Source organism: Bdellovibrio sp. HCB117, from assembly GCF_047305915.1.
Classification (GTDB): domain Bacteria; phylum Bdellovibrionota; class Bdellovibrionia; order Bdellovibrionales; family Bdellovibrionaceae; genus Bdellovibrio; species Bdellovibrio bacteriovorus_B.
Genome location: NZ_CP178622.1, coordinates 2167210 through 2187571 on the forward strand (window position 1 = coordinate 2167210; position 20362 = coordinate 2187571).

15 protein-coding genes are annotated in these 20362 nt (G+C 45.6%); 5 read left to right on the plus strand and 10 right to left on the minus strand.

Going from position 1 to position 20362, the window contains the following annotated elements:
* Window positions 1-17: 17 nt before the first annotated feature.
* From murJ to uvrB, 3 genes are all read right to left on the minus strand, one after another.
* Window positions 18-1583 carry a murein biosynthesis integral membrane protein MurJ gene (gene murJ, locus ACLWBD_RS10370; protein WP_413568129.1) on the minus strand — a complete coding sequence of 522 codons (1566 nt, stop codon included), beginning with the start codon at window positions 1581-1583 and terminating at the stop codon, window positions 18-20.
* Complete coding sequence (uvrC, locus tag ACLWBD_RS10375) at window positions 1580-3469, minus strand: excinuclease ABC subunit UvrC (protein WP_063208479.1); 1890 nt, start codon at window positions 3467-3469, stop codon at window positions 1580-1582. Before uvrC ends, murJ begins: the two co-directional genes overlap by 4 nt.
* Before the next feature lie 93 nt (window positions 3470-3562).
* Window positions 3563-5641: an excinuclease ABC subunit UvrB gene (gene uvrB, locus ACLWBD_RS10380; RefSeq protein WP_413570734.1), complete on the minus strand. Its 2079-nt coding sequence runs from the start codon at window positions 5639-5641 to the stop codon at window positions 3563-3565.
* Between the two features lie 144 nt (window positions 5642-5785).
* Between uvrB and ACLWBD_RS10385 the strand changes: the two genes are divergently transcribed.
* Window positions 5786-8077 carry a penicillin acylase family protein gene (locus ACLWBD_RS10385; RefSeq protein ID WP_413568130.1) on the plus strand — a complete coding sequence of 764 codons (2292 nt, stop codon included), beginning with the start codon at window positions 5786-5788 and terminating at the stop codon, window positions 8075-8077.
* A gap of 141 nt (window positions 8078-8218) precedes the next feature.
* Entirely contained in the window at window positions 8219-8725 is a 507-nt protein-coding gene (locus tag ACLWBD_RS10390; RefSeq protein WP_253696840.1) for a DUF333 domain-containing protein, read from the plus strand.
* A 65-nt stretch (window positions 8726-8790) separates the two neighbouring features.
* Here the strand turns inward: ACLWBD_RS10390 and ACLWBD_RS10395 are convergent, their stop codons facing one another.
* The 7 genes from ACLWBD_RS10395 to recG all read right to left on the minus strand — a co-directional run bounded on the left by ACLWBD_RS10395 (window position 8791) and on the right by recG (window position 18055).
* On the minus strand, window positions 8791-9276 hold the full coding sequence (locus ACLWBD_RS10395) for a hypothetical protein (protein WP_413568131.1): 486 nt from the start codon (window positions 9274-9276) through the stop codon (window positions 8791-8793).
* A 151-nt stretch (window positions 9277-9427) separates the two neighbouring features.
* Complete coding sequence (gene cysS / locus ACLWBD_RS10400; protein WP_413568132.1) at window positions 9428-10876, minus strand: cysteine--tRNA ligase; 1449 nt, start codon at window positions 10874-10876, stop codon at window positions 9428-9430.
* Between the two features lie 7 nt (window positions 10877-10883).
* On the minus strand, window positions 10884-12365 hold the full coding sequence (gene gltX, locus ACLWBD_RS10405; RefSeq protein WP_413568133.1) for a glutamate--tRNA ligase: 1482 nt from the start codon (window positions 12363-12365) through the stop codon (window positions 10884-10886).
* A 220-nt stretch (window positions 12366-12585) separates the two neighbouring features.
* Window positions 12586-13080, minus strand: coding sequence for a CarD family transcriptional regulator (locus ACLWBD_RS10410; protein WP_063208489.1), 495 nt, complete (start codon window positions 13078-13080; stop codon window positions 12586-12588).
* 176 nt (window positions 13081-13256) lie between these two features.
* On the minus strand, window positions 13257-15398 hold the full coding sequence (locus ACLWBD_RS10415) for a S8 family serine peptidase (RefSeq protein ID WP_413568134.1): 2142 nt from the start codon (window positions 15396-15398) through the stop codon (window positions 13257-13259).
* Between the two features lie 98 nt (window positions 15399-15496).
* Complete coding sequence (locus ACLWBD_RS10420) at window positions 15497-15904, minus strand: hypothetical protein (protein ID WP_063208493.1); 408 nt, start codon at window positions 15902-15904, stop codon at window positions 15497-15499.
* Between the two features lie 63 nt (window positions 15905-15967).
* Complete coding sequence (gene recG, locus ACLWBD_RS10425; protein ID WP_413568135.1) at window positions 15968-18055, minus strand: ATP-dependent DNA helicase RecG; 2088 nt, start codon at window positions 18053-18055, stop codon at window positions 15968-15970.
* 59 nt (window positions 18056-18114) lie between these two features.
* Between recG and ACLWBD_RS10430 the strand changes: the two genes are divergently transcribed.
* The 3 genes from ACLWBD_RS10430 (at window position 18115) to ACLWBD_RS10440 (ending at window position 20292) form a co-directional block, all read left to right on the plus strand.
* On the plus strand, window positions 18115-19062 hold the full coding sequence (locus tag ACLWBD_RS10430) for an HD-GYP domain-containing protein (RefSeq protein ID WP_063208614.1): 948 nt from the start codon (window positions 18115-18117) through the stop codon (window positions 19060-19062).
* Entirely contained in the window at window positions 19059-19454 is a 396-nt protein-coding gene (locus tag ACLWBD_RS10435) for a hypothetical protein (protein ID WP_413568136.1), read from the plus strand. Before ACLWBD_RS10430 ends, ACLWBD_RS10435 begins: the two co-directional genes overlap by 4 nt.
* Before the next feature lie 94 nt (window positions 19455-19548).
* Window positions 19549-20292: a hypothetical protein gene (locus ACLWBD_RS10440; RefSeq protein WP_413568137.1), complete on the plus strand. Its 744-nt coding sequence runs from the start codon at window positions 19549-19551 to the stop codon at window positions 20290-20292.
* The last annotated feature ends 70 nt before the right edge of the window (window positions 20293-20362 follow it).

Sequence of the window (20362 nt, forward strand, 5' to 3'; positions counted from 1 at the left end):
CATTCGATTCGTGAAATCTATCTTCCTAATCGGCGCAGGATTTTATCGGCTACGGATTTGGTTTGTTCAATTTTGAAAGCGTATCCTAATCCGAAGTACAATAAGCCATAGATAGAAAGAGCGATGGCGGCTCTAATGATAACATGGAGATCGGACTGCAGGACGAAGCGGGCAATAGCGGCGCCGGATAATGCGGAAATTATGGCGGCGGACCATACTTTGATTTGGAATGGGATTTTTAATCCGGTGTGGCCGATTTTTTTGTTCAATGATTTGCGGAGGAAATAGAATTCAATCCAACCAGCTAAACCTGCAGACACCGTCAAACCTGCTGTTCCCCACTGGCGTTCGAAGCCCAAGGTTTCAGGTAAGTAGAACGCGAAGATCACACCCAAAATAGTTGTGAAGATCACGCGGATGATCGCAAACTGAAGTGGCGTTTTTGTGTCTTTCAATGAATAGAAAGTCGAAGAATACAAGCGCCCTAATGTGGTGGCTAAAAGCCCCACAGAATAACCCGCCAAAACCACCCATACGAAATCGGTGTTTTCCTTCTGGAACTCACCTGTTTGAAAAACCGCTCCCACAATCAAATCACCTAAAAAGAAAAATGCGACTGCAGAAGGAATCACAAAAAAAGCGATTTGTTCAAGTCCCCGATTCAAACGCTTTTGCAGATATTCTTTGATTTCTAAATCAGACCCCGTCGCTTGCGACATTGCGGGTAACTCTGCCACAGAGACGCTCATGCCAAATAAACTCACGGGCAAAAGATAAAGAGTTTGCGCATAGGCCAACGCAGAAACGGCTCCTGTTGGAAGCAAGCTCGCTAACATATTGTCGATATAAGCGCTGATCTGAACTACACCACGGGACACAACCACGGGAGCAAAATTCTTCGTGATGGAACGGACGCTGTCTAATTTCAAATCCAATGAAGGAAAAATCTTTTTCCCCAGACGAAGTGCGGAAGGCAATTGAATCGCAAACTGCAAAAAGCTTCCGGCAACAAGTCCCCAAGAAACTGTGACCGCCAAATCATACTGCCCTTGCTTACTTCCCCACATCACCAAAGTGAAGATGATTGCCAAGTTCCAAATAACGGGAGCCACATACGAAAGAAAAAACTTACGGTGAGAATTTAAAATCCCCAAACACCAAGCCGACATAACCAAGAATCCCGTGCCCGGGAAAAGAATCTGCACGATCTGAATTGTCAAAGCGCGCTTTTCACCTTGGAAGCCGGGAGCAATAAGATCAATTAAGAAAGGAGTTGCAAAAACGCCCACTAAAACCAAGAAGGACGTCATCAGGAATAGAAGACTGCCGATAACAGATGCGACCTTCGCGGCTTCTTCGTCGTGTTTTTTTGCTAAGAGCTGAGCATAGACTGGAATGAAGCTTGCGGAAAGAACACCTTCACCGAACAGATTTTGTAGGAAGTTGGGAATTTTAAGGGCCGCCTTAAACGCATCCCCGGCATCCGAGTTTCCAAAGAAATGAGCGAAAACTCTTTCACGAACCAGCCCTGCAATGCGACTTAAGAATATTCCCAAACCTACTAACAGGGCATGACTTTTCACTCTTCAACCTCAGCATCTTCATCATCTGGTTCATTCAATTGAAGCAGAATGCGCTCCGCCAATACACGGTTGAAACCTTTAAGGGTTGCAATCTCTTCGGGTACGGCACCCTTGATTTCATCAATAGAGTTAAAGCGAGTCAAAAGAACTTTCTTTCTTTTTTCGCCCAATCCCACAACATAATCCAGTTCGCTTTCCAAAGAACTGCTTTCACGAAGCTTACGATGGTACGTGATGGCAAAGCGATGGGCCTCATCACGAATGCCCGTCAGAATATGCAAGGCCTCCGCGTTATGCTTAAAGATCACCGGATTGGACCTGTTAGGGAGGAAGAAGCGTTCCTCGGTCGACTCCACTTCTTGCTTCTGGAAGTCACTTTCCGTCCGCGCCTTCGCCAATCCCACAACCGGGATATCGCTACGGCCAATCTCTTGTAAAATACGAATGGCTTGAGTCAATTGCCCCTTACCACCATCGATCACAATAAGTTGTGGATCTTCGTACTCAGTATGCTTAAATCGACGGCTCAAGACCTCATACATAGAGGCGAAGTCGTTAATGCCTTGAACCGTTTTAATTTTATAGCGACGATAATGTTCTTTCGCCGGAACACCATCTTCAAAGACCACTTGAGAAGCTACGGTCTCCGCCCCTTGGAATGTCGAGATATCATAACACTCAATACGGCGAGGAAGCTCTGGCAAAGAAAGCTTTTCTTTGATTTCATCCAAACCGCGAAGTTTTTCTTCGGACTTAGAGACGTATTTTAAGAAATGAGCTTTGGCATTTTCATTCGCCATATCAATCAAATTGCGACCACGCTCATCCGTCGCAAATCGCACAACGACTTTGTTACCGGAGCGTTCTTTTAGGACTTCACCCATCAACTTTGTTAAGTCATTGCCAATATCCACGGTCAACAGGACTTCGTCCGGGATAAAGTTGTCTTCGTAATACTGATTCAGGAAGTCCACCAGCCATTCGCGTGGATCTTCTGCCGGATCATTAGGATCAAAATGAGGTAAGAAGTGAGATCGAGTTCCAATCACCCGACCTGAACGAACGTGCACAGTTTCCACCAAGCAACCACGATGATCGCCAAAGAAACCCACCGCATCCTGATCTTTTTCAGACGTGTCATTGATAACGGCTTGTTTTTCTAAAATGGCTTTAATCGCTTGTACAGAATCGCGCAGACGAGCCGCCACCTCAAACTTTTCTTCTTCGGCCGCGACCATCATTCTTTCGGTGATAGATTTCACGACCTTCTTATTCTGTCCTTTTAGAAATAACTTCGCGCCTTCGACTTCTTCACGGTAATCAGGCTGTGTGATGTAATCTACACAAGGTGCTGTACAACGGCCAATCTGATAAGTCATACAAGGACGCGTGCGAGATTTAAAAACCGCATCAGTGCAATCACGAATCTTAAAAGTTCGATTTAAAAAACGAATGGTGCCTTGAACAGCAAATCCAGAAGTATAAGGGCCGAAATAAAGCGACCCATCCTTCTTCACTTTGCGAGCAACGTAAAGACGAGGATAATCATCAGCCCAAGTAAAACGAATGTAGGGATAAGCTTTGTCATCACGAAGACGAATGTTGTACTTCGGACGGTGTTTTTTAATTAACGAAGCTTCCAATAAGAAAGCTTCGACTTCGGTTTTAGTTAGAATGTATTCAACTTCATGAATATTCTGAACTAGCAACCGCGTCTTGGGTGAATGATCCTTGCTGTCCGTAAAATAACTTCGAACACGCGCGCGCAGATTCTTCGCCTTACCGATATAGATGATCTTATCGGCGTGGCCCTTCATCAGATAGACCCCGCTTTGTACGGGGAACTCTCTCACCTTATCGCGCACTTCCTCGAACTTAGAAATCATATCAGACCCTCCGCTGCAAGGCGCGAGGAGGAAGGCGTACATCTCGTACGTCGACGACGAGCAACGCAGTCAGAGGAGGGTTTGAGATGATTTCTACTTAAGGCCATCTTTCAGGACCTCCGCGCTGGTTTGCTCCACTTCTCCGCTGCGGATGTTCAGTTCAATGATTTGCAAACGCTTGATTTCGTCGCGAACCTTCGCGGCTTCTTCAAACTCCAGCTCGGCCGAAAGTTTTTTCATCTTCGCGCGCAGTTTAGCGATCTCTTCTTGAAGTTTATCCGGCTGACTCGAGAACTTCGTAACCACAGCTGCAGTTTTATTTTCCCCTTGCAGAGGACCGCCAGCCAAAGTTCCGTCAAACACTTCGCCCAGTCCTTCTTTGATTCTTTTACGAATCGACTGCGGAGTGATGCCGTTATCTTCATTGTATTTTTGTTGAATGCGACGGCGACGTTCGGTTTCGCCCATGGCTTTGGCCATGCTTTCGGTGATGGTGTCTCCGTAAAGAATCACATGCCCATTTAAGTTACGAGCGGCACGGCCAATAGTTTGAATTAACGAACGCTCCGAACGCAAGAAGCCTTCTTTATCGGCATCTGTGATACCAACAAGACTGACCTCTGGGATATCCAAACCTTCTCTTAGCAAGTTGATACCCACAAGAACGTCAAAAACTCCCAAACGCAAGTCGCGCAAGATTTCTGTACGCTCTACCGTCTGAACTTCACTGTGCAGATATTTAACTTTAATACCTAAATTTTCATAATACTCAGTCAAGTCTTCCGCTGAACGCTTCGTCAACGTCGTAATAAGCACACGCTCGTTCTTTTTGATACGATCACGGATCTCTTTTAACAAATCATCGACCTGGTGTTTGACCGGACGCACTTCAACGACAGGATCAATCAAGCCTGTCGGACGAATGATCTGCTCAACGATAATACCTTCAGATTTTTGCAACTCGTAAGTTCCCGGTGTCGCCGATACATAGACGACCTTATCCATCATCGTTTCAAACTCTTGAAAGTTTAAAGGGCGGTTGTCTAAAGCCGAAGGCAAACGGAAACCGTGTTCGACCAGAGTCATTTTACGAGCACGGTCTCCACGATACATCCCCCCGATTTGCGGCACGGTCACGTGCGACTCATCGATAAAGGTGACGAATTCTTTCGGGAAGTATTCTAAAAGTGTCGGAGGTGGTTCCCCCGGGCCACGGCCTGTCATGTGACGAGAGTAGTTTTCAATCCCCTGACAGAACCCCATCTGCTCCATCATCTCGATATCATAGTAAGTTCTTTGCTCAAGACGTTGAGCTTCTAAAAACTTCATCTCTTTATTCAGATCAACCAGACGTTCACGCAGTTCATCTTGAATCGTGCGAATCGCACGCTTTAAGTTGTCATCACTGGTGACGTGATGGCTTCCCGGATAAATACCGATTTGATCCAGCTCTTCTAAAACCTGACCTGTTAATGGATCAATCCAAGAAAGACGCTCGATAAAGTCGCCAAAGAATTCCACACGCACGGCGCGGTCTTCTTCATAAGAAGGAAAGATTTCGACATTATCACCGCGAACGCGCACAGTTCCGCGCGAAAAATCCACGTTGTTACGCTGATACTGAATACGGATCAACTCACGAATCAAATGATCGCGCTTCATCTCGGTATTCGACACGATTTGAATCATCATGCCTTCGTAGGCTTCCGGAGAACCCAAACCGTAAATACAAGAAACGGAGCTGACGATGATCACATCGCGACGATCAAACAACGAGCGCGTCGCTGAGTGGCGCATACGATCGATCTGTTCGTTGATCGCAGAGTCTTTTTCGATGTAGGTATCCGTCGACGGAATATAAGCTTCCGGCTGATAATAATCATAATAGCTGACGAAGTACTCAACCGCATTGTGAGGAAAGAGTTCTTTAAACTCTGCATACAGCTGTGCCGCCAAAGTTTTATTCGGGGCCAGCACCAATGCCGGTTGATTGAGTTTTGCAATAGTGTGCGCCATCGAAAAAGTTTTTCCCGATCCCGTCACACCCAAGAGTGTCTGATGTTTTAATCCAGCATCAAAGTTTTCCATCATCTGCTGAATCGCACGCGGCTGATCCCCAGAAGGTTTATACTCAGATACTAGTTGAAAGTTCTTTTTATAAGCAGAGGCCATCCCTTCGAGCATAGCATAATTTTGAAAGGTGCCTGCTTCTTTTTTGGGTCTACATTGCGTCAATCCAAAGTCCAGTCCTTCATTTCTGCATAGTGACATGGAAAGTCCCTTGCTTCGAGCTGAGCTCCGTTCGAGAGTTTTACTATGAAAAACTTAAAGCGAATTCTGCTCGTTCTTACCGCTCTGATCTGTGTAGCTGTCTTTGTCGTCTACTTTTTTATGAAGCAATCCGTAGCGCCTATGGACGGACAACTAAAACTGGAAGGTCTTTCTGCTCCGGTCACAATCACTAGGGACACTTTCGGCATTCCGCACATCAAAGCACAAAACAAGATCGATGCTTTAAGAGCCTTAGGTTTTGTCATGGCAAGTGAGCGTCTTTTTCAAATGGAACTTTCACGCCGCATGACTCAAGGAGAATTGAGTGAGGCTTTTGGAGACGTGGCCGTTACCAGCGACAAACTTTATCGCAGCCTCATGATTAAACCTGCTGTCGAACGCATGCTCAAACACGAAAAAGAAACAGGCACCTTTGATGAACGCCTGTGGAGCGAGATGGAAGCCTATTTCGACGGCGTTAATCAGTACGTCGCCACTCGCCCCTTGCCTTTTGAAATGAAAATCCTAGGGCTGAAACCCCGTCCATTCACCCCAATGGATGCTTACGTCATGACCGGCCACATGGCTTATAGTTTTGGCATCGCTTTAAAAGCAGATCCTTTGATGTCAGAACTGGCAAAAAAACTTTCTGAAGAACAGTTTCAGGCTTTAAGAAACAATCCTTTGAGCGCACCTCTGAAGATTGTCACCAATAGCTTAGCATTGCCGGCTCTTACCGAGGGATTATTCACTCCCCACTTTGAAGGAAGTAATGCCTGGTTGATTGCCCCCAGCAGGTCACAATCGGGAAAAAGTATTTTCGCCAACGATCCCCACATTGGTTATGCACTGCCCGCAGTTTGGGTGGAAGCGCATATTCAAACACCGGAGTTTGAACTTTACGGTCACTATCTTCCACTCGTTCCCTTTGCGATCTTAGGTCACAACCGTCATCATGCTTGGGGTTTCACTATGTCTCTTTCCGATGACATGGATCTTTATCGCGAAACTTTGGACACTGAGAAAAAAACGGTGCTCTTCAACAAGAAACCTGTCAGCTACCAAGAGTGGAACGAAGTAATCAAAGTGAAGGATGGCATCGACGTCACTTTACCTATGATTGAAACTCCGCACGGACCCTTGATGGACGGAATCTTTACAGAGAAAAATCTGGCGCTAAAGTGGGCTTTTCATAGAAAAGAAAACAACCCCATGAAAGCCTTACGCATGATGGGCGAAGCAAAAAGCATGGCCGAGTTTGAGTCTGCCTTAAAATCGGCAACAGCACCGGGACTTAATGTCATGTACGCTGACGCCGATAACATTGCTTGGTGGATCTTCGGTGATATCGCCGTTAAAAAGAATCCAAATTCAGACATGCTTCTTGATGGAACTTCTGGCGATGATGAATACCTTCGCCTTTTAGAGTGGAACGAGAAGCCCCATTCTGTGAATCCACCTTCAGGGTTTATTGTGACTGCGAACTCACGCCCTGAAAGTCTTCCAACAAACATCCGCGGAGATTTCCAAGCCGATGACCGCTATCAAACTATCGTCAAAGCCCTTTCCGAAAAAGATGTGTGGAATGCAGAAGAATTTAAGGCCCTGCAAACGGACAACTACAACGCCTTTACCCCAGAAATCTTAGAAAAACTGCTGGCAGATCTTCATTTATCGCCAGAAGAAAACAAAAAATATGAAAAAGCCCTGCAAAGCCTTAAAGATTGGAATCATCGATCCGATATCTCGTCGACAGCGGCAAGTCTTTATCACCAGTGGAATAGCGAAAACATCCAACTTCTGCTGCAGAAACTTTCAGAAGAGGAACGCCGAACTTTCCTTAACACCCCTTACGCTTGGCAATTCTATCGTCGTACGATCTTGAACGAAACGGCGCCTTGGTGGAAAGACTTAAAAAGACCTGAAGTAATCACTGCAGGTTTCAAAAAAGCGATTGAAAAGGTGCAAAACAAAACCTGGGGCGAGATACACACTGTTGAATACATACATCCGCTAGGCCGAAATGCGCCTTTAAACAAAATATTCAATTTGGGACCCTACCCCATTCCCGGAGCCTACAATGAAATCAACAACAACAAAATGCGCGGCATGGGTGGCGACTTTAAAGTTGTAGCCGGTCCATCCACTCGCAGAATCATTGATTTTGCATCCCCTCAAAAAAGCTGGGGCATCAATCCGATTGGTATATCTGGCCATATGCTCTCCCCGTTCTATAAAGATCAGGTTCATCTTTTTATCGAAGGCAAATACCGCGAACAATGGATGGATGACAAAGATATCGAACAGGTTAAAACCCACGTGCTTACCTTAGAATAAGCCCGATTTTCGTTTACATCTATTGCAGTTTTATAAGGGCTCAGACCAAATGCGGAGCCCTTCTTTGTATGATTGCAATCTCACCAAAGAATAGCTCCCCGCCTAAAAATCTCGTGCCATTCTGGATCCCATACAGGAGGCATGATGAAACTTTATAAACTTTTTTCCGCTTTGGTGGTTTCTTCGTTCTCCCTGCAAGCCTGGGCATATCCCAGCGTGGGAGACAAAGTTCAATGGACAGGCACGGTTCAACAACGTGATGGCACTCAAAAATCTGTGCGCATTGTAAAAGAAGTTGTTAAGTTCGATAAAGAAACTAAGAAGTGGACCGTCAAATACGAAGCCACGATGGGAAATGACGTGGTTTCTGAACATCTGGAAGTGACGGACCTTTATTCTCCAGAGCGCTTTAAGCAGATTCTTGCTAACTGCGTGACTAGTGGAGGTGTCTTAGAAAAAGTTGAAGCTCCTCCAGCCGGCACTTATGACACCTGCAAAATGACGACTAAAAATGCAGATGGCTCTATCGTAGAAAAATGGTGGGGCAACATCCCTTTCGGCGTCGTTAGCAAAAGTACGAAGGCCGTCGTAAAAGGCAAAAAATTGGCGGACATCCCGGATCTTCAATCCATCGTCGCTGGTCTTTAAGAATAATAAAAAGGGAGCACGAAGCTCCCTTTTTACTAGAAAAGTTTTTAGAACACACGAGCGACTTATTTAGCCGTCTCTTTTACTTCCACCGTCGTCGTTAAGAACCCATCACAGAAAGCACTTCCGCAGTTATTGCGAAGTTTACGCTCATCACTGAACATCTTTGTCGCATCAACAGTATAAGTCATCTCTTTGAAGGTCTCATCATACACCTGCGCTTTGATTTCATAAACACCAGCGGCAATTCTTTGAGCCGAAATAAACTTATAAGCCTGTTCCGTAATTCTGAACTCAGCAAAGATATTTCCCATTTCCGCAAGACTTGCTAACGTCAGATAAATCGCATGTCTTGGCGATACATCCGTGCTCATCCCATAATCCGTGACGACAACAGAAACCTTTAAGTTTGAAGACCCTGGGGAATCTTTATCCACCAAACGAATCACTTGATCGATTGAAGAGGGATTTATTTTCTCTTCGACTGAAGGCAATGTGCGGGCTTGCGCCCAGGAAGAGGCCAATAAGATAGTAACAATTAAAAGACGCATAAAAAGCTCCTTTGAATTTGAATGACGGGATCTTATCCGATTCAAAATCAAAGGAAAGAAGGCACACAGAAATTACAGAGGATTAATCAGAGAGCTGCAAACTCACAGCCCTTTATGAAAAAAACGCCAGGCGTGGCTAACGTTTTAAAGATTATTTAGTCACTTCCCAGAAGCTTCCTGTAGGAGTGTCACTGACAGAGATTCCCATCCCCGTCAGTTTCGCACGAAGCTCGTCGGATTTTGCAAAGTCCTTGGCCTCACGCACCTGAGTGCGTTCTGCAACTAAGGCATCTACCTCTGCGCGTTTTACATTCATTTTCGTGAGCAACATATCATCAAGCTTAACCAAGAAAGAACCGGCAGGCTCTTGGAATAAACTTAGAAGACGGCCGAGCTTAGAAACAAAATTCTTAAACGCAACAGCCTTCCCCTGCACCGCCGGGTTGGACTTCATTCCACGACGAACTTGAGAGTTAAACTGACGCACGACTTCGAACAAAGAAGCAAAGGCCTCTGGAGTCCCAAAATCATCATTCAAAGCCGCTTCAATTTTTTTCCAAGCTTCTTGGGTGATTTTTTCAAATCCAGCATCTGGCGGCACGCCTTCAGCCACATAGTCATCCGCCAAAGAAAGTGCGGAATAAATACGTGCTAAGCCCGACACAGCTCTTTCAACAGCCGCATCACTGAAGTCACTCATTGTACGATAGTGAACGGAAAGAACCATCCACTTGTAGATTTCCGCGTTGTTCGTTTCCAAGAACTCACGCATCGTCACAACATTACCTAAGGACTTCGACATTTTCTGTCCGCCGAAGTTCAGCATATTATTGTGCATCCAGTATTTTACAAAGTGCTTACCGGTGCACCCTTCACTCTGTGCGATTTCATTTTCATGATGCGGGAAAATCAAATCCATACCACCGCCGTGAATATCGATCTGATCACCAAAGATTTTTTGAATCATCGCCGAGCATTCGATATGCCAGCCTGGTCGACCTGGCCCCCACGGAGAAGGCCAAGACACTTCACCTGGCTTCGCCGCTTTCCAAAGAGCGAAATCCATCGGGTTGCGCTTTTTTTCATCGATATCTACGCGGGCGCCCGCCTGAAGTTCTTCAGGGTTGCGACCACTCAGCTTACCGTAGCCATCAAAAGCCGCGATGGAATACATCACGTCCCCTTGAGTTTCGTAAGCGATATTTTTATCCACCAAGGCCTTCACCATATCGACGATGCCGTCCATATGTTCGGTCACCTTTGGATTGTGATCATGAGGACGAAGACCTAAAGAGGCAAAATCCTTTTTATACTCGACGATGTACTTTTCAGACAACGCATGAGGATCCATGCCCAATTCATGAGCACGATTGATAATCTTGTCGTCCACGTCTGTGAAGTTCAAGGCGTAGTCCACTTTGTAACCAGAAGACTCTAGCCAATTTCGAACTAAGTTAAAAAAGACAACTCCACGAAAGTTTCCGACGTGAAGAAAGTTATAAACCGTCGGACCACAGACATACATTTTCACCTGACCTGGAGTCAGAGGTACAAATTCTTCAAGCTGCTTAGACTGAGAGTTGTAAATCTTTAAAGACATCTTTCACCTATAATTGAGCCAAGGCTTTTTCAGCACGCGCGATCAAAGAATCTTTCTTCATCAATGGCACCAGGATTTTTAATTCCGCGCCATGAGGTTTTCCGATCACGGCCACACGAATCGGCATGAAAAGGTTTTTACCCTTTGCACCCGTTTTATTTTTCACTTCATCTTGGATTTTCAAGAACTCTTCTTCCGTCATATAGTCAGACGTATGGGCGCTCACGAGTTCTTTCCAAGCCGTCAAGACCGCTTTCGTGCTTTCCCACTTCATCGCCTCTTCCGCTTCCGGAAGAATGACGTAAGATTTGTCATTCAGTGGCTTATAAAGCTCAATCGCATCCGACAAAATTTCCATATAAGGCTTAAACACCGTGATGGATTTATCCTGCCATACCGGATCTTGCGGAAGTTCCATTTTCTCACGCGCCAAGAACGGTTGAATCGCATTCCAAAGTTCCATATTTGGAAGAGCACGCAAATGTTGCGCATTCATCCATTTAAACTTCACGCGGTCAAAGATTGCACCTGAAGGATTCAAACGAGAGATATCAAAGGCTTGAATCATATCGTCAACCGACATGATCTCTTTACCTTCCGGATGTGACCAACCAAGAAGAGCAATGAAGTTCAAAACAGCCGACGCTAAATAGCCTTCTTCTTTTAGAAGACCACAAGCAACCGCACCCTTACGCTTTGAAAGCTTTTGGCGATCTTCATCTAGAATCAAAGCCATGTGACCAAATTCAGGAAGTGGCCAATTCAAACCTTCATAGATCATCATTTGACGAAGCGTGTTTGGCAGATGTTCTTCCGCACGGAAAACATGCGTGATCTTCATCAAGTGATCATCCACAACACAGCAGAAGTTATAAACCGGCATGCCATCAGAGCGCAGAAGAACAAAGTCTCCGACCATGTCTGAAGGGAATTTCACTTCGCCACGAACTAGGTCGTTCAAGGTGTAGTCTTTCGCCAAACCTCTGGTTTTAAAACGAACCACGCCTTTATTGCCTTTTTCGATATGCTCTAAAGCTTTTTGCAAAGGCCAATCTTGGTAAGGAGAATTCACATGCGGAGAACGGCCGGCCGCTTTCGCCTCTTCACGTTGCTTTTCAATCTCTTCGTCAGTCAAAAAGCAGTAGTAAGCTTTGCCAGCGTTTAAAAGCTGATCCGCATATTTTTTGTAGATATCTTGGCGCTGACTTTGGCGGTACGGCCCCAAGGGTCCCACATCTTTCAATGTTTTCGGATCCACACCTTCCGCCCAAAGAAGATTCAACCACACAAGGTCATCCACCACGCCACGCAAAGATTCTTCCGTGGAACGAGCCTCATCGGTGTCCTCGATACGAAGAATGAACTCACCGCCATTTTTCTTAGCGTAAAGATAGTTGTAAAGAGCCGTTCGAGCTCCCCCAACGTGCAAATAACCCGTCGGAGAAGGTGCAAAACGAACGCGAGGATGAGGCGAAATTTTTGAGGTCATGAGAACTCCAAGTTGCCCAGGCACAAATAAAAAAGGCCTGGTTAGAAACCAAGCCTCGAATTTATTATGTTTTTTATTCTAAGTCTACCACTCAAGGTCGATCAAAAGGGTTCAGCTGCAAGGCGGAGGGGGTTTTCCGAAACGGAAGCGTACTTAAAGTACGCTGGAGAGAAGGAGAACCCCCGACAACGCAGTCAGATGGGCCCTTTTCATCGACCGACTAGCCTGTGATTCCGAAGATGGCTTTCACTTCTTCTTCCATGAAAAGCTCTTCTTGGCTCGTCGCCAATGTCAGCTCTTTCAAAAGAAGACTGCGCGCAGAATCAAGCATCTTGCGCTCACCGAAAGAAAGCTCTTTATCTGCTTTCAAAAGGAATAAATCGCGTAAAACTTCAGCAATTTCGAAAACGGAACCTGTTTTGATCTTTTCCATGTACTCACGGTAACGGCGGTTCCAAGTTTGATTGTCGATTTTGATGTCTTTTTCTTTAAGAATGCCCACGACTTTGTTGGCTTCGTCTTTAGAGATGATAGGACGAAGACCCGCAGATTTTACGTTCGTAGTAGGGATCATGATTTTTAAGCCAGTGTCGACCAGTTGCATGTTGTAGAATGTTGTTTTAGTTCCCAACATTTCTTTGGTTTCAATAGAAACCACTTTTACAACGCCATAGCCGGGATAAACAGCATTATCACCAACATTAAACGTCTGCATTCGACCTCCCCCTTAATTGGACAGAGTTTCAACCTCGTCTGTTCTATCAAATCTGACGCAAGTTATCAAACGAGAGCGGGGTGTTAGGAAATATTTTCAGAGGGTTTTTCAGAACAAAAAAGGCCTGGGATTACCCAAGCCTTTTCTTAAGCATTTCAGCTATTTAAACTAACAAACTAGAGCTCTGTTGCAGTGTAAACAAGAGCGTAAGCTTGCGAGCCATTCTTACCTTGCGGAACTTTAAAGCCTTTTACAGTGAGCTTATAAGATCCAGCCGGAAGACCGGACTTTTCAATCATTTCAAGGTTATTGACGTGATCATTCATGCTGAGAGTCTGACCATTTGGAAGAGTCAAAACTAAGTCTAAGTCATTTACGAGGGCTTGAGCCGCGTTCGCTGACCCCGGAGCATCGGTCCAAACAAGGTTTGCGTAAAGCTTTCCTTCACGAGCCAAAGTGAACTCGTAAGAAACTTCCTGACCTTGCGCCACACCTTGGCGGTTGTCGATGAACTGAGTTTTTGAACCCAAATTCACGATGTTTTGAACGTCCACGCGACCATAACCTTCATCCGAATTTGGACGACGAGTCAAAATCTCTTGCCCGCGAGAAGCGCCGATTTCCCCGAACTGACCTGGATACATATCCACTGCCGTGTGAATCATTGTCGCTTTCATCAAAGCCGCTGATGGTTTCTGGATGTTTAATTTTTCAACCAACACCTGACGAGCTACTGCCGCAGCACCCGCCGTCAAAGGTGTAGCCATAGATGTACCACCCGACCAAACATAGTCTTTATTGTAAGCGCCCCATAATTCAGAAGCGTCTTTTTGTTGAGACTTCACGCTCAAGATGTTTGTGCCCGGAGCCACGATATCTGGTTTCACACGACCATCCGAGGTGGGTCCACGTGAAGAGAACATCGCAATACCGTTTTCGTTATTAGAAATGTAGTCGCTATAGATAGGCTCTGAAGGCCATTCGTCTTTAGCAGCTCTTAATTTGCTGATTGGAACTTGGATACCACCTGTCGTTACCACGTTTTCAGAAGCGCCGACAGTAAGAACGTTTTTCGCTGTTCCTGGAGAAGCCATAGAGTTTGCATCAATACGACCGTCTTTGTTTTTATCCGCACCGCTGTTACCAGCCGCGAAAAGAACAAGCATATCTGGGTTGTCGTACAACCAAGTATCTACTTGAACCGCAAAGTTATCATAAGCACCAAACGTACGAGCACCACCCCAAGAGTTTGTGTGAATGCTAGCGCCATCAGTTTGGGCTTTTGCAAACAAATCACCTAGTTTGGATGGAACGCTTAAGTTCTTAAGCATTGGTGACCACATACCTTCCGCCACCATTTTTGCTTCATAAGCGCCTCCTTTTAGAAGTCCACCAGAAGCTTTTCCATTTCCCATCACCGAACCCGCTACGTGAGTTCCGTGTCCCATGGGGTCGTCCCAAGTTTTTGACCAAAGACCGAAAGGATATCCCGAGATCACATTCCCCGCGAAATCCCCGTGAATCGCATTCACGTTTCCAGAATCTAAACCTGTGTCTGCCATAGATACGATTTGGTTACGACCTGTGAAACCCTGCGCCCAAGCCGCTTGGAATTTCATCACGCGCGTTCCTGGCTCATCACCAGTAAGATCTGAATAATCGCCCGCTGCCGTTGCATGAACATCTGCTGCCAAGTCTTGATCCATCACGAAATGGAAGGATTCAATCTCTGGAGTTGGTTGAACGTGCTCAACACCTGTTAAAGCCGCCACCTGAGAAACAAGTCCGCGAGGAACTAGCGCCATCACTGAGTTTCCATCAACAACTTGAAGTTCTACTTTAGGATTTAAGGCTGCTATTTTTGAAGCCACAAGATCTGCATCTGATGCTTTAAATGTCTTCACAAGAACGGATTGAATAGTGTCTTTATTGAAAACGCTCGCCACATCAAATGAGCTGCTGACTTTGTAAGAAGCAGAATATTTAACGACGGCTTGAACTTCTGGATGAGAATTTTTGAAGCTCAAAAGCTTTGCGTAAGTGCTGCGCACAACCAAAGCATCGTCAGGAAGATAGCCGAAAACTTCAAACTGAGCCTTCAACTTGGCTTTGTCGGCTTCAGTGATCGCCTTTTTAAACTGAACAATATACTCCGTTGGCTGAGTTTCCATCATCCAAGAAGCTGCGTAGTTGTTAGAGATTTTAGTAGTGTCAACCGAACCGCTGTTCATTTTCAAAACAGTTCCGGCACTAGCGGCACTCGCAGTCAAAGCTGCAATCGCCGTGGTTGTTGTGATGCTTTTCACAAGACGAATCATCTGATACCCCCTCATAGGGAAAAATCACATCACGACCGAGGTCGAGTATCAAATGGAATATTTATGTCGCACTGAGTGAAAACTCTAAGTCTGTCGACCTAGAGTTTGTGTGCCATGACGGCCAAGGAAAGATTTCCTGCCATTCTACCTTTGGAATTCATGCCGAACTCCATTTCTTGATTTTCTGGAGCGAAGATTTGCGCGCGCTCAGTGACTTTCGATTGCCCCTTCACACGTTTTGTTACGAGAACATCCATGTAAAGACCGTTTTTGTTTTTCACCTGAGACTTCTTGGCAAAGACCTCCACCAAAGTTTCCGTTTGCCCATCATCAGAAAACTGGCTCACGAAACTTTTTTTGCCGGATTTTGCCACCGTATTTACAGAAATAGGCGACTGACCTTTAATACCGACACGCATACTGACTTTATAAGAGGGAGGAGCTGCCAAAGCAGATAAAGAAATAAATAGAGAAGCTGTTACTACGCTGAAAAATCTTGTTGTCATCTGAACACATCCTTGTGATCCACATCAGAATGACTTAAAAAAAATTTCTTCGCAACTTTATTTTTATGCTATTCCCGCCAACGCTGCAGGCCCATGTTCGCGGAGTAATTCTTCACGCAGTCTTTGATTTTCTAGATAAGCAAGCTTCGGATCTTTTTTTAGAACTTCGAAAGCTGCTTCGCGCGCTTGCTGCAGGATCGCCATGTCACGAACCAAGTTTGCAAGTTTAAATCCGGAAAGACCTGATTGACGAGTTCCCATGAATTCACCCGGGCCGCGCATTTCAAGATCGAATTCGGCAATTTTAAATCCGTCGGATGTTTTTTCCATCATCTCGGTGCGCTGACGACCTTCTTCTGAGACCGCGTAACCCATGATGAGAATACAGAAACTTTTGAATTCGCCCCGTCCTACCCTGCCGCGCAATTGATGAAGCTGGGACAATCCGAAGCGCTCAGCGTGTTCGATGATCATGATATTGGCGTTTGGCACGTCGACACCGACTTCGATCACCGTTGTTGAAACCAGAACTTGGATTTCCTGATTGCGGAATTGAGTCATGACCTGATCTTTTTCATCGGGTTTCATTTTTCCGTGCAAAAGACCAAAGTGAACATCGGGAAACTGCGTTTTTAGTTTTTCGTATTCAGAAACCGCATCCTTGAGATCAATCTTTTCGCTTTCTTCCACCAGCGGATAAACGATGTAAGCCTGACGCCCTTTTTTTAATTGATCCAACATAAACTGCAAAGCTTGCGGTCGTTTGCTTTCATAAGTCACCCGCGTTTGAATCGGACTTCTGCCTGCTGGCATTTCATCAATAATAGAGACATCCAAATCACCATACACCGTCATCGCCAAAGTTCGCGGGATCGGTGTCGCGGTCATCACTAAAAAGTGGGGAGACTTGCCTTTGTTCTTTAAAACACCTCTTTGCTCAACCCCAAAACGATGCTGTTCGTCGATGATGACAAGACCTAAATTTGCAAACTGCACTTCATCTTCAATCAAAGCATGAGTGCCGATGATCAAGTCTATCTCGCCAGCCTGAAGAGCTGCTAGCATTTGCTTTCTTTCAGAGGCTTTTGATTTTCCCACCAGCAAAGCCAAGCGGACACCCAAAGGCTCAAGGACCTTACGGGCGTTTTTAAAGTGCTGCTCTGCTAAGATCTCTGTCGGTGCCATCAAACAGGATTGATAGCCGCTCTCCATGGCGTAAAGAGCCGCCATAAAGCTGACCAGGGTTTTTCCGCTCCCCACGTCCCCTTGAACCATACGATGCATAGGGTGGGTCTTTTCCATATCAGATTTGATTTCGCCAAAGACTCTTTTTTGAGCGTTGGTCATCGTGAATGGCAACGAAGCTTCCAGGGCTTTTAACTTTTCCGCTTTGTTTTTGATTTGCGGTGCACCCTCTTTTTGGAATCCCGTTTTTCGTGACGCTAGGTAGAGCTCCAACCAAAAGAACTCATCAAAAATGATTCTTTTTTGTGCGGCACTCTTAAACTCCGCATACTCCTGAGCACGGCTGGGCTCAGGGAAATGGATTTCCTTCAGGGCATCTTGACGCTTTTTTAGCTGATATTTTTCTAAAATCCATTTAGGCAGGGCTTCTTCGGGCCACTCTTCCATTTGCGCAAAAGCCGCACGAACAAGCTTCATGATTTTTGCCGTCGCAAGGCCTTCGATCTCCGTATACAGAGGAATCAAAGCATCCTGTGTTTCTTCGTCCGGCTCAATGTCGCGAATATCGGGGTGATGAAACTCAATGCGCCCACGATATTCGATCACCTTCCCCACGACGCGCACTTCGGTGAAGGGCTTAAATCTTTCAAAGTATCCCTTATAAGGAACGCGGAAATATTTGCAGTGAATTTGTCCCGAAGAATCGCGAACGACCACGTCGTACATTTTCCGCGTCGAGCGTCCCATGTTGATACTATGAACTGTCACAACTTGAGCCTTGATGCTGACAATGTCTCCTGGTTTGAGACTAGAAATGTTGCGAGCGGCTCTCTGATCTTCGTAGGCTCTGGGATAGAACTCAAAGAGGTCCCCTAGAGTCTTTAATCCCTTGCGGGAGAAGAGATCTCCGAGCTTGGGTCCGACTCCCTTTAGGTACTGAATCTGTGTGTCTAGACGAAGGGCCATCGCCTTCGATTATTCAGGAATTTCTATCTAAGTCAATGTATCCATGGCAGAATTTTCGTATGACGTCTCCATCCTATTTCCGTATACGTTTAAGCACCATCCGCCCCGATAAAGTCACTTCGTTCGATATCTACGTGCTCGTGGATCAGAAGTATATTTTATATCTTCGCGCGGGAGATCGTCTTTCTGACGGAAAGATTAAAAATCTGCACCGCAAAGACACTGGGGATTCATTCTTCGTATTAGCAGAAGACAAGCAAAAATATCGCGACTGGGTTCGTGAAGAAATGAACTCCAGCATGATCGATCCTTTCGAAAAGGCCGCGATTTTGCGCGAATCTTCGGTCGCTTTAATGGAAGATCTTTTTGAAAATCCAGATGTAAACCGTGCATTGGATGACTCGCGTCCGATCATTAAAGATTTTATTGATTTGATGGAAAATGCCCCTGAAGCCATGGGCTTTATGATTTCTTTGTCAGGACATGACTTCTACACTTACAACCACTCTTTGGATGTCAGTATCTATTCTTTAGGTTTGGGTAAAGCCTTGGGATACGATGCGAAGACTTTAGAAGAACTGGGTGTGGGCGCTCTTTTCCACGACATCGGAAAACGTAACGTCAGCTTAGACATTCTTTGCAAAAAAGGTGGCTTGACGGATGCGGAATGGGAGCAGATGAAAATGCATCCCCAATACGGACTTGTTATTTTAAATAACCATCCCAATATCAGTGATGCTATTAAGGCAGCTTGCTTTGAGCATCATGAATCTTGGTCTGGCAACGGTTACCCACAACAGTTAGTCGCCGAAGAAATTCATCCCTTCGCTCGTATTGTGGCGATCACCGACACGTACGATGCGATGACGACTCAACGCTCTTACAACGTGCCGATGACTCCCCTTGATGCCGTGACGATGATGAAAGAAAAGCTGGCGGGTCGTTATGATCCGGACATGCTTAAGGCGATGTACTCGGTGCTATTTAAAATCAAGGTGGCTTCATGAGACTTGCGATAAAGTCTGTCGTTTTGATCGCAAGCATTCCGCTTTTTGCTTTTGCCATAGAACCTACAAATCCTTCCGGATTCTGCGATCGCTTCATTGGTGAAAAAGACATTGAAGCCTGCAAAACTCGCACAGAAAATGAAGAAGTCGACTGGTATGCCGTTACCGTCTGCAACTTACAAAAAGACGACAAAGCCTTTTGGAACTGCTGGGAGAGCGTTAAAGGAAAAAGCTTTGACCCCAAAGCTTTAGCTCAGTGTACGGAGTCTGAAGACTTCAGCGATGAAGACCGCCAAGCTTGCGTTCTTAAAGCCGGTGGCAATCGAAAACCCGCCTCGCAAAATACGAGCCCTCCTTTTCAAAACATGAAAATCGACAAACGGGGCAAATAAGTCCCGTTTACTTTTTAGACATCCCGGAATTTATTTCTGGGGTTCTTCGTTACTTCCCCACAACTCTCTTAAAATTTGATAAAAGCCAGGCCTTATGAAAAAGGCACTTCTTTTTGTTGGCGCATTGATGGGACTTAGCTTGACCGGTTGCAGTTATGCACTAGAAGAGCTGGGTGTATTTAAAACGGATGGTTCCGGTCTTCCGCAAATAGGTTCTTTTGCAGCCTTTCGTGATCAATCTGTTTCATTCGAGGTGGTGAAAGCCACGTCCCTTCGCACATGCCAAGAGTGTCATGCCAGCGGCAGCCGCGCCATGGATACAGCTGAAAAAGTATTAGCACAAAAGGACTCTATTTTAGGCGCCGTTCAACGCGAAACCATGCCTCCCCGCTCTGCAGGGTACAAAGCATTGAACGCCTGTGAAAAACAGATTTTAGAAACTTGGTTGGACGATCAAACTCATGATCGCAAAGACGTACAGAAGGTCAAAGACTTAGCGGCGTGTGCGGATGCCGAAGCGCCTAAAGAAAAGCCAGCCACAGACTTTAAAGCTTTGGAGCTGAGCTTTGAAAACTTAAAAGCGGAAATCTTCAATGCCAAGTGCATGGTCTGCCATTCTAAGGAAACGGCCAAACGCACGGTTCTTGACGACCTTCAGGTCATCAAAGAAAAAGGGCTTATAAAAGAGAGCGCCGCAGACAGCGTGCTTTATCAAATCGTCGTCCCCGGCATGTACAAACGTTTTATGCCACCTCAAAATGGCAAATACGGAATCAAGCCATTAACGCCAGAAGAAACGGACTATCTAAAGCGCTGGATTGATGCTGGCGCCAACTAAGCTGTCGAAATTTTAGACACGATAAAAACTTTTCCTAAACACACTGTGCAGGGCGAAGCTTCGCCCTGTT